Annotated in this window: 11 protein-coding genes and 1 tRNA gene; 9 read left to right on the top strand and 3 right to left on the bottom strand. The window is 47.9% G+C overall.

Translation table 11 applies throughout. From position 1 onward, the window contains the following. Window positions 1-332 precede the first annotated feature (332 nt). From ACR0QE_RS02120 to ACR0QE_RS02150, 7 genes are all read left to right on the top strand, one after another. Window positions 333-1,961, top strand: a complete 1,629-nt coding sequence (locus ACR0QE_RS02120; protein WP_432626741.1) for an ABC-F family ATP-binding cassette domain-containing protein — start codon at window positions 333-335, stop codon at window positions 1,959-1,961. A gap of 8 nt (window positions 1,962-1,969) precedes the next feature. Continuing rightward, window positions 1,970-3,865 (top strand): ABC-F family ATP-binding cassette domain-containing protein, encoded by a 1,896-nt coding sequence (locus ACR0QE_RS02125; protein ID WP_432626742.1) that lies wholly within the window; start codon window positions 1,970-1,972, stop codon window positions 3,863-3,865. Between the two features lie 277 nt (window positions 3,866-4,142). Further along, window positions 4,143-5,477, top strand: a complete 1,335-nt coding sequence (gene gdhA, locus ACR0QE_RS02130) for an NADP-specific glutamate dehydrogenase (protein WP_432626743.1) — start codon at window positions 4,143-4,145, stop codon at window positions 5,475-5,477. Between the two features lie 461 nt (window positions 5,478-5,938). After that, on the top strand, window positions 5,939-6,835 hold the full coding sequence (locus tag ACR0QE_RS02135; RefSeq protein WP_432626744.1) for a DUF3881 family protein: 897 nt from the start codon (window positions 5,939-5,941) through the stop codon (window positions 6,833-6,835). A gap of 224 nt (window positions 6,836-7,059) precedes the next feature. Continuing rightward, window positions 7,060-7,800 (top strand): YoaK family protein, encoded by a 741-nt coding sequence (locus ACR0QE_RS02140; protein WP_432626745.1) that lies wholly within the window; start codon window positions 7,060-7,062, stop codon window positions 7,798-7,800. A 182-nt stretch (window positions 7,801-7,982) separates the two neighbouring features. Continuing rightward, complete coding sequence (locus ACR0QE_RS02145) at window positions 7,983-9,041, top strand: M42 family metallopeptidase (RefSeq protein WP_432626746.1); 1,059 nt, start codon at window positions 7,983-7,985, stop codon at window positions 9,039-9,041. Between the two features lie 119 nt (window positions 9,042-9,160). Then, window positions 9,161-9,232 (top strand) — tRNA-Arg (locus ACR0QE_RS02150). Between the two features lie 150 nt (window positions 9,233-9,382). Here ACR0QE_RS02150 and ACR0QE_RS02155 read toward each other — a convergent pair. The 3 genes from ACR0QE_RS02155 to ACR0QE_RS02165 form a co-directional block, all read right to left on the bottom strand. Next, complete coding sequence (locus ACR0QE_RS02155; protein WP_432626747.1) at window positions 9,383-11,782, bottom strand: HAD-IC family P-type ATPase; 2,400 nt, start codon at window positions 11,780-11,782, stop codon at window positions 9,383-9,385. Between the two features lie 150 nt (window positions 11,783-11,932). Then, window positions 11,933-12,631: a response regulator transcription factor gene (locus tag ACR0QE_RS02160; protein WP_432626748.1), complete on the bottom strand. Its 699-nt coding sequence runs from the start codon at window positions 12,629-12,631 to the stop codon at window positions 11,933-11,935. Between the two features lie 21 nt (window positions 12,632-12,652). Next, entirely contained in the window at window positions 12,653-13,858 is a 1,206-nt protein-coding gene (locus ACR0QE_RS02165) for a HAMP domain-containing sensor histidine kinase (protein ID WP_432626749.1), read from the bottom strand. Window positions 13,859-14,159: 301 nt separating this feature from the next. Here ACR0QE_RS02165 and ACR0QE_RS02170 point away from each other — a divergent pair, with 301 nt between their 5' ends. Both ACR0QE_RS02170 and ACR0QE_RS02175 read left to right on the top strand, forming a co-directional pair. Then, complete coding sequence (locus tag ACR0QE_RS02170; RefSeq protein ID WP_432626750.1) at window positions 14,160-15,074, top strand: LysR family transcriptional regulator; 915 nt, start codon at window positions 14,160-14,162, stop codon at window positions 15,072-15,074. Window positions 15,075-15,310: 236 nt separating this feature from the next. Further along, window positions 15,311-16,582, top strand: coding sequence for an SLC13 family permease (locus tag ACR0QE_RS02175; RefSeq protein WP_432626751.1), 1,272 nt, complete (start codon window positions 15,311-15,313; stop codon window positions 16,580-16,582). Window positions 16,583-16,749: the final 167 nt, after the last annotated feature.

Consider the following 16,749-nt stretch of genomic DNA (forward strand, 5'->3'; position numbering starts at 1 on the left):
AAAAAGTCCTTTATGCGCGGGAAATTTCTGAATAAAGTATTTCGTGTGATACTGTAACGGAAAATCCGCAAAAACGCTTGCAAATTCAATATTTTCCTGTAAAATAAATATGATACAGAAGAAGGGGGACGGAGAATCCCCCTTTTTTCAGGACAGAAACCAGCGTGCAGAAAAAAGTTCCGTTTGCGGAGAGTGGTTTTGACGTTGCTGTACATGGGTAGACATTTTCTGAACTGAAAATGCCGTATGATACAGTTTGACGAACCGGAAAACGGGTAAACAAAGAAACAGTTCACAGAATTAGAAATTTCAAAAAAGAAAGGTGTTAGAAGATGATAAGTGCAAATGGTGTAACCCTTCGAGTTGGAAAGAAGGCATTGTTTGAGGACGTAAACATTAAATTTACCGAGGGCAACTGCTACGGAATGATCGGAGCAAACGGTGCAGGAAAATCCACATTCCTGAAGATTCTTTCCGGACAGCTTGAGCCGACGAGCGGAGATGTGGTGATCACTCCGGGACAGCGTCTCTCCTTCCTTCAGCAGGACCACTTCAAGTACGATGAGTTTCCGGTGCTTGATACCGTAATCATGGGAAACAAGCGACTCTATGAGGTTATGAAAGAGAAGGATGCCATTTACATGAAGCCGGATTTCACGGATGAGGACGGCATCAAGGCAGCAGAGCTTGAGGGTGAGTTCGCAGAGATGAATGGTTGGGAGGCAGAGTCCGATGCGGCAAACCTCCTGAATGGTCTTGGCGTTGACACGGAGTTCCACTACACGCTGATGAAGGATCTGACCGGTGCGCTCAAGGTCAAGGTTCTGCTTGCGCAGGCACTGTTCGGAAACCCGGACATTCTGCTCCTTGATGAGCCGACGAACCATCTGGATCTCGATGCAATCTCCTGGCTTGAGGAGTTCCTGATCAACTTTGAGAACACGGTTATCGTCGTATCCCATGACCGTTACTTCCTGAACAAGGTCTGCACAAATATTGCAGATATCGACTACGGTAAGATTCAGCTCTACGCAGGTAACTATGATTTCTGGTATGAGTCCAGCCAGTTGATGGTTCGCCAGATGAAAGAGGCAAACCGTAAGAAGGAAGAGAAGATCAAAGAGCTGCAGGAGTTCATTCAGCGATTCTCCGCAAACGCTTCCAAGTCCAAGCAGGCAACTTCAAGAAAGCGTGCTCTTGAGAAGATCCAGCTCGATGAGATCCGTCCGTCCAGCCGTAAGTATCCGTACATTGATTTCCGTCCGGCAAGAGAGATCGGAAATGAGGTTCTGACTGTGACCGATCTGTGCAAGACGATCGACGGCGAGAAGATTCTCGACCATGTTTCCTTTACCCTGAACCGTGAGGACAAGGTTGCTCTCGTTGGACCGAACGAGCGCGCAAAGACTGTTCTGTTCCAGATCCTCGCAGGCGAGATGGAGCCGGATGAGGGTTCCTATAAGTGGGGTCTGACGACAACCCAGTCCTATTTCCCGAAGGACAACACCGCAGAGTTTGACAGCGATGACACGATTGTGGACTGGCTGACCCAGTACTCTCCGGAGAAGGATGTGACCTATGTGCGCGGATTCCTTGGACGTATGCTGTTTGCAGGTGAGGACGGCGTGAAGAAAGTACGTGTACTCTCCGGTGGTGAGAAAGTGCGCTGCATGCTTTCCAAGCTGATGATTTCCGGAGCAAACGTGCTGATGCTCGACGAGCCGACTGACCATCTCGACATGGAGTCGATCACTGCTCTGAATACCGGTCTTGTGAAGTTCCCGGGCGTGCTGATCTTCTCCTCCCGTGACCACCAGATCGTACAGACGACCGCAAACCGTATCATGGAGATCGTAAACGGTCAGCTGATCGATAAGATCACCTCTTACGACGAGTATCTTGAGAGCGATGAGATGGCAAGAAAGCGTACCGTATTTGCAGTGACAGAGAAGGATGACTAAGACAGAAAATGAGTCTGATAACGATTGAACATTTAACAAAATCCTATACGGAGCGCCTGCTTTTTGATGACACTTCTTTCAGTATCGGAGATGGCGAGAAAGTCGGACTGATCGGAATCAATGGAACCGGAAAATCCACGCTCTTAAAGATCGTTGCAGGTCTTGAGGAGCCGGATGACGGAAGCGTGATCCGCAGAAGAAATCTCTACATCCGCTATCTTCCGCAGATTCCGCAGTTTACGCCGGGAGATTCCGTTCTCGACAGCATTGTGAGAGACAACCGCAACGAGCCCCATTTCACCTCGAGGGAGGAGATTGAGGCGAGTGCGAAGACAATCCTCACAAAACTTGGAATCTATGATTTTGATGCGAAGGTGGAGACGCTTTCCGGAGGCCAGAGAAAGAGAGTCGCGCTGACAAGTGTTCTGCTCTCGACCGCGGATCTTCTGATTCTCGATGAGCCGACGAACCATCTCGACAGTGAGATGGCAGACTGGCTGGAGGATTATTTAAAGAAATTCCACGGAGCCCTGCTGATGATCACGCATGACCGGTATTTTCTCGACAGCGTGACGAACCGGATTGTGGAGTTGGACAAGGGAAAACTTTACAGCTATCAGAGCAATTATGAGGGATTTCTGAAGCTGAAGGCGGAACGTCTCGACATGGCTGCGGCCTCTGAGCGCAAGCGCCAGAGCATTCTCCGGACGGAGCTTGCATGGATGCAGCGCGGAGCGCGTGCGCGCTCGACAAAGCAGAAGGCACATATCCAGAGATATGAGGCACTGCGCGATCAGGAAGCGCCGGAGCTTACGGACGGACAGGTTGAGATGGAGTCGATTTCGAGCCGCCTTGGACGGACGACTGTGGAGATCGAGCATTTATCGAAGGCATATGGTGACAAGGTGCTGATGCGCGATTTCACCTACGTCTTTCTGAAAAATGACCGCATCGGAATCATCGGACCGAATGGAAGCGGAAAGTCCACATTGATGAAGATGATTGCGGGCTGGGTAAAACCGGATTCCGGAACGATTGAGATTGGACAGACCGTAAAACTCGGCTATTTCTCTCAGGAGAATGAGGATATGGATGTGAGTCTCAAGGTTATCGACTATATCCGAAATGTCGCCGAGTATGTGCAGACGAAGGACGGAAGTATCAGTGCATCCCAGATGCTTGAGCGTTTCCTCTTCCCGTCGAGTGTCCAGTACACGACGATTTCCCGTCTCTCCGGCGGTGAGCGCAGACGTCTTTATCTGCTTCGGATTCTGATGAGTGCTCCGAATGTCCTGCTTCTCGACGAGCCGACGAATGACCTTGATATCCGCACGCTGATGATTCTCGAGGACTATCTCGACAGTTTTCAGGGAATCGTGATTACGGTATCCCATGACCGGTATTTCCTTGACCGCGTTGTGCGCCGCATTTTTGCGTTTGAGGGCGATGGAAATGTTGTTCAGTACGAGGGCGGATTCACGGATTATCAGGCAGCCTGTCAGCGAAAACTCGCGCAGAGCGAGGGCAGCGGGGTGAGTGGTATTTCCGGAAACCGTGCAGGCAGTCAGAATACTTCGGGGAACCAGAACGCGGATTGCGCCGGGGCGGAGAATGGTGGTGCGGCTGCAAAATCCTCTCAGGACGGGCGTGCGCATCAGAAAAAGCTGAAATTCTCCTACAAGGAACAGAAAGAGTGGGAGACGATTGAGGAGGACATCGCGGGGCTTGAGGAGGCGATCGAGGCGCTTGACGCGCAGATTGCGGGTGCGGCAACGGATTACGGAAAACTCAATCAGCTGATGACCGAAAAGGCACAGAAAGAAGCTGAACTTGAGGAAAAGATGGACCGCTGGGTTTACTTAAATGATCTGGCGGAGCAGATTGAGGCGCAGAAGACCCGATAAAAAATAAAGCATCATTAAGAAAATAAAATATTATCAGGAAAAACTTTCCAGACGACCTGAAAAAACTTTCCGAATTTCGTTCTTGACTTTAACGAATTAAAGTAGTATACTTTTTTCAAACGTCAGGAGCAAAGGGGCTCTGCCAGATGGCAGGGTCCCTTTTTGCCTATTTATAGGTCAAAAGCCGTTTTGAAATATTCCATGAAAAGTGAAAGTCAATACGAGAAAACAAACAATCAATGGAATGATGGATCATTGATGAAGGAGGGTTATGAACATGTCTTATGTAGACGAGATCTATGCGAAAGTGGTGGAGCAGAATCCGGGAGAGAAAGAGTTTCATCAGGCAGTAAAAGAGGTTCTGGATTCCCTGAGACTGGTAGTTGATGCAAATGAGGAGAAATACCGCAAGGCAGCTCTGTTAGAGCGTCTGGTTGAGCCGGAGCGTATTATCTCTTTCCGTGTGCCGTGGGTAGATGATAAGGGACAGGTTCAGGTGAACAAGGGATACCGTGTTCAGTTTAACAGCGCAATCGGACCGTACAAGGGTGGTCTGCGTCTGCACCCGTCTGTAAACCAGGGCATCTTAAAATTCCTGGGATTTGAGCAGACTTTCAAGAACTCTCTGACCGGACTGCCGATCGGTGGCGGTAAGGGTGGTTCCAACTTTGATCCGAAGGGCAAATCTGACAGAGAGGTTATGGCATTCTGCCAGAGCTTCATGACCGAACTTTACAAGTACATCGGCGCAGATCAGGATGTTCCGGCTGGCGATATCGGTGTAGGCGGAAGAGAGATCGGATACCTGTATGGCCAGTACAAGAGACTGACTGGTCTGTATGAGGGTGTTCTGACCGGTAAGGGCTTAACCTACGGCGGTTCCCTTGCAAGAACCCAGGCAACCGGCTATGGTCTGGTTTATATTCTGAATGAGATGCTGAAGGCAAACAACAAAGAGCTGGCTGGCAAGACTGTTGTTATTTCCGGTTCCGGAAACGTAGCAATCTACGCAACCGAGAAGGCACAGCAGCTGGGCGCAAAGGTTGTTGCACTGAGCGATTCCAACGGCTATGTATACGATAAGGATGGCATCAAGCTTGATATCGTTAAGGAGATCAAGGAAGTTCGCCGCGGACGTATCAAAGAGTACGCTGAGGCTGTTCCGACCGCAGTTTACACCGAGGGCAAGGGCATCTGGACAATTCCGTGCGACATCGCTCTTCCGTGTGCAACCCAGAACGAGCTGAATCTGGACGATGCAAAGGCACTGAAGGCAAACGGATGCTTCGCAGTTGCAGAGGGCGCAAACATGCCGTCCACCAGAGAGGCAACCGATTTCTTCTTAGAGAACGGTATGCTGTTTATGCCGGGCAAGGCTGCAAACGCAGGTGGTGTAGCTACTTCCGCTCTGGAGATGACCCAGAACAGCGAGAGACTGTCCTGGACCTTCGAGGAAGTCGATGCAAAGCTGCATGACATCATGGTAAATATCTTCGCAAAGGCTGATGATGCTGCAAAGCGTTACGGTGTTCCGGGCAACTACGTTGCAGGTGCAAACATCGCCGGCTTCGAGAAGGTTGCAGATGCTATGCTGGCACAGGGTATTGTATAAGGCAGGCTCCTGACTTTCGAAAACAGAATTGCGAAAACTCACAAAATCCATAAATCCATAAATTTATAAATCTCGAGAGAGATAAAGCGAAGAGTGCTCTCTAAGACAGATTCGATCTGTCTTGGAGGGCATTTTTGCTGTTTTCTTGCTGCTCTGTGGAGTGAGAAAATTCTGCCAGATTTTTTTGCATGATTTTGCAACGCCGGAAAACTCTTCTCAGAGTGATGGGAAGAATTTTCCGATATATTCTGGAATTGAAAAAGAAAGATGGATAGAGTATAATGCATAGGAACCGGGGAGGTTGGGCTTAAAAAAATGCTTAAAAACGCTTCAACAAAAAGGTTCAAGAACTAGAAAGCAGGACGGACGTGACTGGAAAGATGAAAACGAGTATGGTAGTACGGGCAGAATCGTTTTTTGTTCAGGCAGTTGCGGAAGAATTGCTGAAATAAGGAGAGAGAATGCATAAATTTTTGAGAAGTGTGGGATTCAGCACTTACCGAAAGAAGAGAGAGATAGAGAAGCTTCTTGATAAACTGGCAGAGGGAACCACGCGACAGTGTCTGGAGCTTGATGAGGATGAAAATCTCTGTGAGATTCGTGCGGAGGTTGCTCCGGGCATGGGAATCGTCATGGTCGGAGAGGTTGCTCCGGATGGAACTTTTAAGAGGGAATTTTACTATCCTTATCTGACTGCTTCTGACCCGTCTTCCACAGTAGACTGTTCGATTCAGCGTCACACGGAGAAGGAGACTTATGCGGGACTTCTCGATGAATTCCGCGTGGGAATTTCCCTGATTTTTTATCTGGATAACTGTTTTGAATATCGCTGTCGCCACTTAGGGCGTCTCTCGACAAGGACGGAGGAAGTCAGCCTGACCGGTCTTGCCATAGAGGGAAAAGTTCTTCTTCCACTTCACAAGACGAGAAAACAGATTGAGATGGCGAAAGTTGCGACGAAAGACCGGAATCATCTGCTTGAGGCGGCAAAGAACGGCGATGAGAATGCGATGGAGACACTGACGATCGAGGATATGGATATGTACTCTCAGATTTCCAAGAGAGTGATGAAAGAGGACCTCTACTCGATTGTGGATTCCAGTTTTATGCCGAGCGGAATCGAGTGCGACCAGTATTCGGTGATCGGGGAAATCCGCAAGATTGAGGAGAAGAAAAATCGAGTCACGGAAGAGATCGTTTATGACCTGACGCTCGAGTGCAGTGACATGATTTTCCATGTCGGAATCGCAAAGAAAGATCTGATCGGCGAGCCGAAGATCGGTCGAAGATTCAAGGGACAGATCTGGATGCAGGGAGTCGCAAAGTTTGCGGGAAGCCGGAAAAACAGCGGAGTATAAAATAGCGGAGTATAAAACAGTTCGGCGATCTGTACACACTTGCCTTACGTTACTTCAATCCAAAACGCAGAGTACCACGCCCGGCCAGTCGGACTGGACGTGGTACTTTATGTGTAATAGTGGAAGACTGGAAGAGAGGCGGAGCCGGAATACGTTTGGAAAAGGATGAGTACGGGAAACAGAGATAACGGAAACAGGAAATAATGGGAAGGACACAAAGGAATATGGAAACAGAAACTAAGGGAGAACAACAGAAGAAAGGGCAGCAAAAAGTAGCTGCGGAACAGATGAAAGTGCTTGCTGCGGAAGAAAAGAAGGAGAGCATCTGGATGCGGCTCGACCTCTGGATGCACTGCCTGATGGCACTTGTCGGCGGTTTTCTGGGGGCATATGCGATCTTTAACCGGTTTGATATCTTTGGATCGGCAGTGACAGGAAATCTGATTCATCTGGTGATGGATCTCGAGGACGCAAAGATGTTCAGTGTTCTGATTCGTCTCGGAAGCGTTGCGGTTTTTGCGCTGGCAGTGGCGATTGCGACATTGATCCCGGCAAAAACGAGCTGGAATGTCAGAAAAATTTGTCTGTACATTGAAATTCCGGTTTGCATTCTGCTGGCATTTTTTCCGGCAGATATGAATGGGATGCTCTCACTTTATCCGGTATTTTTTATCACAGCATTTCAGTGGACTTCATTTACCGGAGCCTGCGGATATGTCTGTTCCACGATCTTCTCCACAAATAATCTGAAGCAGACCGTATCTTCGTTCTGTCTTTACTGGAACAGTGGAGATCCGAAATATAAGGAGAAGGGAACGATTTTTGGTCTGACGCTTCTCGCTTTCCACACGGGAATTGCGATTTCCTACGCGGCTTCAAAGTGGATGGGAATGGGACTGAAATCCTCCATTCTCTGTGTAATTCCGCTTGCGATTGTCTATGTGCTTGTGGAAAAGCAGTCCTGAGTGCTGCTCTGCGCTGTGATTCTGATAAATAAATTCAGATAAATACAGTTTGGGATTGTTGAACGGAAACTGTTTTAAGAAAAGTTTATTCGGGACAGAAACGAAAAAATGTTAGATGAAAAACTTATTTGTGACGATTCAATTATTGATTTAATTATTTTGGGAAACGGAGAAGAATTACAATGACAGAACTTGAGACAAAAAACTATATGACGGAGAAGCTGAGAAGTGTGGTGAACATTCCAAGTCCGTCCGGATATACGAGAGAGATTATGGGTTGGCTGAAGGCGGAAGTCGAAAATCTTGGATTTCACGCAGAATACACAAGCAGAGGGGCGTTGATTGTGGATGTCCATGAGGGAGATCCGAAGGACGGTGGAAATCGTCTTCTCGCCGCACACTGTGACACCCTCGGAGCGATGGTAAGAACGATCGTGGATGACGGAACTTTAAAACTCGTTCCGGTCGGCGGATATATGATGGAGAGCATTGAGGGCGAGTACTGCACAGTTCACACGCGCGATGGACGTTCCTACACGGGCACGATCCTGACGACAGAGCCATCAGTCCATGTGTTTCCGGAGTGTCGCGAACAGAAGAGAACGGATGACTGCATGAGAGTCCGTCTTGACGAGGATGTACATACAAAAGAGGAAGTGCGGGAACTCGGAATCGAGAATGGAGATTATATCTCGTTTGATCCGCGTTTTGTCGCCTGTGAGAGCGGATATATCAAGTCCCGTCACCTCGACGACAAGGCGAGTACGGCTGTTCTTCTGACCCTGCTCAAAGAGATCCATGATGGAAAAGTAAATCCGGTTGGAAAGATCCGGATGCTGTTCACAAATTATGAGGAAGTCGGTTTTGGCGCAAGTTATATTCCGGAAGATGTGACCGAGATGCTTGCAGTGGATATGGGAGCGGTCGGAGATGATCTTGAGGGCGATGAGAAGAAGGTCTGCATCGTCGCAAAGGACAGTGCAGGTCCTTATGACTATGACCTGACGACAAAACTGATTGAGATGGCAAAAGAGCTCGGACTTGACTACGCAGTCGACTGCTACCGCAGATACAGCTCCGACGCTTCTGCTGCAATCCGCGGCGGCCACAATGTGCGCCATGCGCTGATTGGTCAGGGCGTTCAGGCATCTCACCACATGGAGCGCACTCATATTCACGGTATGATGCAGACACTCAAACTTGTGGAAGCGTATGTGCAGAGAAATACGCAGGAATCATAGTTGAGTTTTTTGCGAATAAAATGGCGGACAGTACAGGATGCCATTTATAGTCCGGGCGGGAAATCTGATAGAATTCCCGCTTGACGGAACCTGTCTGTTTGCTCTATAATAAAGGGGCTGTTCTCGTAGTTCAACGGATAGAACAGCCGCCTCCTAAGCGGCAGATATGGGTTCGATTCCCGTCGGGAACGTTAGACAGATACAACTGAAAAAAGAAAAAATCAAGAGTTAAGAAAAAGATCTAGGAAGATCCGGCAGTCATTTACATGGCTGTCGGATCTTTGGTTTTATATAAGACATATCATATGATACTCTGCGCGGGAAATCAAGGAATCAAGGAATCAGGAAATCTGAGAATCGGCGGAGCGTGAGGCGGCATTCACAGCCTGTTGAATTTTGAGGATCAGAATCAGCAGGACGCTTCCCATGATCGCGATGATTATAAAGAGCAGAACCATCGAAAGTGTTAAAGGAGCGAGGTGAAGTGTACCTGGAATCACAAACAGTGCGGTGATCACACCGATTGCTGACAGTATGCAGACCGCTCCGCGCAGAGGGGTAAACGGGATACAGCTTTTAAGCACAGCGGCCAGGGAAAAGAAAATCAACAGCAGATACTGTACGGTGTGGAGTTTTTCATCTGAGAAAAAGGTGAAAAACTGCGAGAACAGAATCGTGCTTGTGATGATAAAGGCAAACGGTGCGGCATGGCGGAAGGCTGTGGGAAGAAAATGGCCGGATACCGGACTTGTGTCCGATTCAAAGATCGTTGCAAACGAAGGGAAGGCTTCGATAAATGCATCGACTAGAGTAATCTGAATCGGAATAAATGGGAACGGAATATTGACGGCGAGGCAAAAAACGGACAAGAGCAGGGAATAAATTGTCTTGATGAAAAAGACACCGGCTGTTCGTGTCACATTGTGGATGACTCTGCGTCCTTCTTTTACCACCTGGGGGAGATGGGTAAAGTCTGATTCCATGAGGACAATCTGGGCGAGCTGGCGGCTTGCATCACTTCCCTGAGCGACTGCGATTGAGCAGTCTGCCTGATGAAGGGCGAGCAGGTCATTGACCCCGTCACCGGTCATTGCGACCTTGTGTCCGTCTTCCTGCATTGTGGCGACAAGGCGCTGCTTCTGGCGCGGAGTGACGCGGGCAAAGACAGCGTAATCGTTGCATAATTTGTGGTAATCCGCAGTATTTTCATCGATTGTGGAGAGGTCGATGGCATCCTTCCATCGCTTCAGACCGGCGCGGCGGGCAGTCTGGGAGACTGTCTTGACATGATCGCCGGAAATGATTTTTACATCGACCCCCTGTTTGGCAAAATAGTCAAGAGTCTCTTTTGTGTTTGGGCGAATTGTGTCTGTGAGTGTGAAGAGGTAGAGTGGGGTCAGATGATTAAATGCCGGGAGGGCAGAGTTATCCGACCAGATTTCGGGGCAGAATGCAGCAGCAAGTACTCGTTTTCCTGCTTCAAGGGCGAGTTTCTCAGCGGGAAGAGTTTCTTGCAGCAGGCGCTCAGGTGCGCCGACGAAGACGGTTCCCACGCCCTCAAAAGAGACAGCTCCCCATTTTCTGATGGACGAAAATGGAATTTTCCCCGCAATTTTTCCAGAAAGACTTGGATGGAATTTTGCTTTTAATGCGAGTGCGGTTGCGTTGTTGTCATCGGTTGCGCCGAGATAGGCGTTGATCAGTTTTTCAGAGCGTTCGGATGAAATCTGGTCTGAGGAGAGTGGAAAGATCTCGGAGACGGAGAGATTTCCGCTGGTGATTGTTCCGGTCTTGTCGAGGCAGAGGACATCGACGTGTGCGAGGGTTTCCAGGGCAAAGAGGTTCTGGACGAGGATATGTTTTTTTGCAAGTCGGGATACACCGGTTGCAAGTGAGACAGAGATCAGAAGAACAAGTCCTTTTGGAAGCATTCCGAGGAGACCGGCAGATGAAGAGACGACGGCTGTCTCGATAGAGGCGTGCTGAAGAAAATACGATTCTGCGAGCAGGGCAACACCGATCGGAACGAGAAAACGGCTAGTGAAATGGGTGACTTTCTGCATCGAGCCGAGAAGCTCAGAGCAGGTTTGTTTTTCCTGTTTGACTTCGGCTGCGAGAGAAGAAGAATAGTTTTCTTCGCCTACATGGATGACTTTTGCGAGACATTTTCCGCTGATGACAAAACTTCCGGAGAGAAGTTTGCTTCCTGCCGGATGGATCACGGCATCGCTCTCGCCAGTCAGAAGGCTTTCATTGACTTCGATATTTCTGGACAGGACAATGGCATCGTTGCAGATCTGGCGGCCGCTCTCAAGTATCATCACGTCATCCCGGACAATCTGGTCAGAGGAGATTTCTATCGCCTTTCCGTCGCGGAGAACAGTGGCACGTGGCTGATTGAGAATCGTCAGTTCATCGACCAGTTTTTTTGCTTTCAGCTCCTGGATAATGCCGATGCAGATATTCAGACAGATGATTGCGATGAATGCCATATTGCTGTATGCGTGGACATAGAAGAGCAGACCGGCAATCAAAAAATTGAGCAGGTTAAAGAGTGTGCAGACATTATCTTTGATGATCTGGAGTGTTGTTTTTGTGACAGAGGGCAGAGGGGCTCCGCCCTCTCCGTTTGCGATTTTCTGGGCAACTTCTTCGCTGGTGAGACCCTGTAATTCAGATAATTTGACGGATTCTGCTGATGATGGTGTTCGTGATGTCTCAGTTTCTTTTTGAATACTCATAATCGTTTTGCTTCTCCTTCCGGATTGACCTTGTTTTGCAATTTTTGCAATCTCTCTTTCCTTTTGAATTTCTTTTTATAGTTTTATTTTACCGAAAGAGATTTAACGGAAGGAAAACCATTCTTAAACAAAAGTTAAACCGGATAAAACTCAGACAACGTGGAGACGGTAGCCGATTCCCCACACGGTCTGAAGGAGTTTTGGATCGGAGGGAATCTCCTCAATTTTTTCCCGGAGCCGGTTGATGTGAACAGCGACAGTGATGTTGTCCCCAAGGGATTCGAGCCCCCAGATCAGTTCGTATAAATCCTCTCTGCTGTACACCTGATTTGGGTGGCGCATGAGGAAGAGAAGAAGTTCATATTCTTTGTTTTTGAGATTCAGTTCACTGCCATTTTTTGAGATCAGATGACGGGCAGGATCTGCTGTGAGGGGACCGACGTGAAGAAGCTCGGGAGTATTTGGAGCAGGTTTGAGCCGGTCATACTGTGCGAGGTTTGCGCGAACCCGCGCGACAAGAACACTTGGGGAAAATGGTTTCTCGATATAGTCATCTGCGCCGAAACCGAGACCGCGGATCTTATCGACGTCCTCCGTTCTCGCAGTGACCATCAGAATCGGAATGTCCTTGACAGCGCGGATGGATTTGCAGAGCTGAAACCCATCCATTCCGGGAAGCATGATGTCGAGCAGAATCAGGTCAAATTTCTGGTGGAGCGCAAGGTCAAGACCGGTAGTTCCGTCGCCGGTAATCGTGACGCTGTAACCGCCCAGTTCGAGGTAGTCGCGCTCGATGGATGCGATATCTGTGTCATCCTCAATGATCAGGAGATGTTTTTGATCAGGCATATTTTAGAAATCCTCCGTGTTTTATGATTGGATAATGGGAAAAGTCAGAGTGATGCAGAGGCCTCCATCACTGCTGTTTTGGGCAGAGACATCTCCGCCCATCTGTTCCATTGATTTTTTTACGATCGATAGCCCGAGACCACTTCCGGCAGTGGATCGGGAAGAACTTCCGCGATAAAACGGTTCAAACAGGTTTGAGAGCTGTTGATTCGGAACACCGGGGCCATTGTCTGTGATGGAGATCATCAGCAGTTTTTCGCCCTGATTTTTATTTTCGGTCTGCTTCTGCTCAGTTAAAGTAACGGTGCTCGAGATCATAGTACTCGAAATTACAGTACTTGAAACCACAGCGCGGTCTGCACCATATTTCAGACTGTTGTCAAACACATTTTGAAAAATCCGTTGAAGCAGATCAGTGTCAGCAAGGACAGTGCAGACGACAGGGGGTGGATCGTCCGAAAAAGTGACAGAGAGCGCCTCTGGTTTGCAGGTTGAAATCAGCTCTCGGATCATCTCCGGAAATTGTAATTTTTCGAGATGGACAGGATATTCGTCCGCCCCGAGTTTTGTCAGCTCAAACAGGCGGTGGATCAGCGCTTCGAGTTCTCCCTCGCGTGCATAGATCGTCTCAAGATATTTCTGGCGAGTGGATTCGTCCGTGGCAATTCCATCGAGGAGAGCTTCCGTGTAAGCACGGATGGTTGTCAGCGGGCTTTTCAGATCATGGGACATTCCGGCGATCAGTTCCTGCTTTTTCTGCTCCTGTTTCTGCTGACGGGCGAGAGAATCGCGCAGTCGGGATGACATCTCATTGACGGCGTCGCAGACGGAACGAAATTCATCCTCGTTTGGATAAAAAATTGGAGTCTCAAGATCCCCATTCTGAATTCGTTTTACGCCCTCGAGCAGGGTATCGAGAGGAAGCTGAATATGAGAAAAGAGAGAGCGAGTCAGGTACAGATTGATAAATCCCACAGTGGCAAGAAGTGTGCAGACGACGATGCCCAAATACAGAACAGCGAAGAATTTAAGACCGGAAAACATGTCCTCAATCTGTTCGCCCATTTCGTGAAGATCACGCAGCGTGAGACCGATGCGGGGAAGATAAATTTTTTGAAGAAGCACAAGAGCACTTCCGAAACCGAGAATCAGAAGAATTCCGGCGATGCACACCGGAACGATCAGCATAATCATATTGGAGCGTTTCAAGCGGTCCTGAATCGTCATATAAAATTCCTCCCTGCTTTATTTATTAAGTGGTTGATTTATTTGGTGTTTCATTGTTTCAGTCATTTATTTTATGTTTCATTTTTGTTCTTGCTGGCTATTATTGTATCATATTTGAACCGGGCGAAATTAAACAGTTTTTAAAAAGTAGAACAAGATTTGCATAGACAAAATGAAGGCTGGGATTTATTTTTAATATGACGATTGAGCATGATAAATGGATAAAAAGATTGATAAGGGAGTTTATAAGAAGATTGACAGGGAAAATTTATAGGAAGAGTGAGAGAAGGAGGGATATGGAATGGACCGAAATGTAGAATATATTCTGGAAGTGGCGAGGTGCGGTGGAATCACGCGGGCAGCAGAGAATCTTTTTATCACACCGTCCGCGTTGAGCAAATATGTGCTGGCGCTTGAGGAACAGCTTCAGGTGAAATTATTTCACCGTGTTGGAAAGACATTTGTGCCGACGGAGGCAGGAGAGTGTTACATAAAGAAGGGGTTAGAGATTGAGCGTCTTTATCATGAGTTAGATGAGCAGATGGCAAATATGTCATGCATCAGTCGTGGAGTTTTGCGCCTCGGCGTGCAGGCAAATCTTGCTGAGCGGGTATTGAGATTCGTGCTTCCGAAACTTCAAAAACAGCTTCCGGGAATCCGGATCAGTATGCATGAGACGAGTGCGGATGAGGTGATTTCAATGCTCAAAAAACAGACGCTCGATGTCGGAATTGCGATTGTGGAGCAGAGAGAGCACAGTCTGAATTACCGGAAAATTGACTCTTGTGAGATGGTGATGGCAGTCGGGGTGGATCATCCGATTCGCGAACACGCACAGAAAAAAGAGGGATTTCGCTATCCGTGGATTGATTTAAAATGGTGCAGTACAGAGCCGAATGTGATGATGATGCCGGGATCGTCGTATCGGATGTTTGCGGATAATCTCTATGCATCCTATGGACTGACTCCGAATGTGGTCTACCAGTTTGAGGCGACCAGAACAGGGCTTGTCTGCGTCGCATATAACGGTGCGGTCATGATTACTGCCGATCATATGATTTTCAACAGTTACCAGGAGGAGCGCGTAGTTCCGCTCTCAATCGGGGAGGCTCCGGCGTATCGGGATCTCTGTGTGATTTCCTCAAAATGGACGCAGATGGCAGATGAGACGGAGTGTCTGTACGGGATTATGGAAAACCTTCTTTCAACACGTTAATAAATTTCGACATGTTAATAAATTTGAGAAATGAATGAGAATTGCCATGACGGTTTCGGCGAAATTTTTATCGATGAGATCATGTCGTTTAAGTTGACATCTGTAAAGAATATGGAAATGTACTTCCAGTATTTCACGCGTTAAAATAGTCGGTAGTCCAAGTATCGTTATAAGAATAACGAGAGTATGGATTTGAACATGACAACATATAACAAAAGAGATACGGAGGAAAAATCATGTCACCTTTACAGATTACGCTGATCATTCTGCTCTGCACGATCATCGCGTTTGTTTCTGGAAAAATTCCGTTTTCGATCATCTCGGTCGGAATTATTCTGGCACTGATCTTTACGGGCGTTATGACGCCGGCAGAGGCAATGAGCGGATTTATCAACACGAACGTGGTGATGTTTGTTGCAATGTTTGTGATTGGAGCGGGACTCACAAAGACGAGCCTGCTTGATCGTGCGCAGAGTGTGGTTGTTCGTTATAAAGACAATCTTCCAGTGCTGATTTTCTTTTCTTCACTGGTAGCAGGTTTCCTTGGATGCGTGACCAGCGCAACTGCAACTGCGGCAATCATGATTCCGCTTCTTGTCGGAATCTCCGCAGAGATCGGTGTGAGCCGCAGCAAGTTACTCTACCCGACGATGGCAGTTTCTAATATCGCGACGGCGATGACTTTTCTCGGTCAGGGCGCAAGCAATATGACCTGGAGCGAGATCATGGTCAAGGCGGGAGCAAAGCACCCATTCCAGATTTGGGATTTCACGATTGCCCGTATTCCGGTTCTGATCATAGCAATTTTATATATGGTATTTATCGGATATAAAATGATGCCGGATATTGACAACAGCAAGTTCCACGATACCGTCAGCAGTTCAGAGACCGGTTGTCGCCTGACACCGGCGAAAGAGAAAATTGCGTTTGTGATTATTGGACTCACAATCGCTGGCATGCTGTTTGAAAATGTGATCGGAATTGATATGTATCTGACAGCCTCCGTTGGAGCTGTGCTTCTGGTTCTCACCGGTGTGCTCTCTGAGCAGGAAGCGCTCTTATCGATTCATCAGCCGACCGTATTTCTGTTTGCCGGAGTTCTCGCACTTTCCGATGCGATTCGCTTAACCGGCGCGGGAGATGTCGTTGCGGACTGGATGATTCGTCTCCTCGGAAATACGACAAATCCGTATATCATCATGACGGTCTTTTATGTGATTCCGTTTTTGCTGACTCAGGTAATGTCGAATCTGGCAACGTACACGATTTTCATTCCGCTTGTCGCTTCGGCGTGTGTGAAGATTGGTCTTGATCCGCGGGCAGCCGTGATGGGTGTGCTGATGGCAAGCTGTGTATCGATTATGACTCCGATGGCAGCACCGTGCCAGATCATGATTATGGAACCGGGCGGATACAAACTTAAAGATTACCTGAAATGCGGAACACCGCTCGCAATTATTCTTGCGATTGTGAGCATCTTTATGCTTCCGATGATGTTTCCATTCTAATTATTTTATTGGGTGGTATAATCGATTTAGACAAAAAAGCCGGATAATCAGATCGAAAGATGAAAACGGAAATTTCCTGTCAGGGGAGTTTCCGTTTTTTCTTTTATCCGTTAATTTTGGTAAGAAAATATTGTTGGATTTTGCGGGGGAATATGAGAAAGATTCTC

Origin of the sequence: Brotaphodocola sp. (genome assembly GCF_050873065.1) — a bacterium.
GTDB lineage: Bacteria > Bacillota > Clostridia > Lachnospirales > Lachnospiraceae > Brotaphodocola.

Excerpts from the sequence above, each read along its gene's own strand:
- ACR0QE_RS02170 (WP_432626750.1), top strand. The coding sequence starts at position 14,160 with ATGGACCGAAATGTAGAATATATTCTGGAAGTGGCGAGGTGCGGTGGA.
- gdhA (WP_432626743.1), top strand. The coding sequence starts at position 4,143 with ATGTCTTATGTAGACGAGATCTATGCGAAAGTGGTGGAGCAGAATCCG.
- ACR0QE_RS02155 (WP_432626747.1), bottom strand. The coding sequence starts at position 11,782 with ATGAGTATTCAAAAAGAAACTGAGACATCACGAACACCATCATCAGCA.
- ACR0QE_RS02160 (WP_432626748.1), bottom strand. The coding sequence starts at position 12,631 with ATGCCTGATCAAAAACATCTCCTGATCATTGAGGATGACACAGATATC.
- ACR0QE_RS02135 (WP_432626744.1), top strand. The coding sequence starts at position 5,939 with ATGCATAAATTTTTGAGAAGTGTGGGATTCAGCACTTACCGAAAGAAG.
- ACR0QE_RS02120 (WP_432626741.1), top strand. The coding sequence starts at position 333 with ATGATAAGTGCAAATGGTGTAACCCTTCGAGTTGGAAAGAAGGCATTG.
- ACR0QE_RS02145 (WP_432626746.1), top strand. The coding sequence starts at position 7,983 with ATGACAGAACTTGAGACAAAAAACTATATGACGGAGAAGCTGAGAAGT.
- ACR0QE_RS02125 (WP_432626742.1), top strand. The coding sequence starts at position 1,970 with ATGAGTCTGATAACGATTGAACATTTAACAAAATCCTATACGGAGCGC.
- ACR0QE_RS02175 (WP_432626751.1), top strand. The coding sequence starts at position 15,311 with ATGTCACCTTTACAGATTACGCTGATCATTCTGCTCTGCACGATCATC.
- ACR0QE_RS02165 (WP_432626749.1), bottom strand. The coding sequence starts at position 13,858 with ATGACGATTCAGGACCGCTTGAAACGCTCCAATATGATTATGCTGATC.
- ACR0QE_RS02140 (WP_432626745.1), top strand. The coding sequence starts at position 7,060 with ATGGAAACAGAAACTAAGGGAGAACAACAGAAGAAAGGGCAGCAAAAA.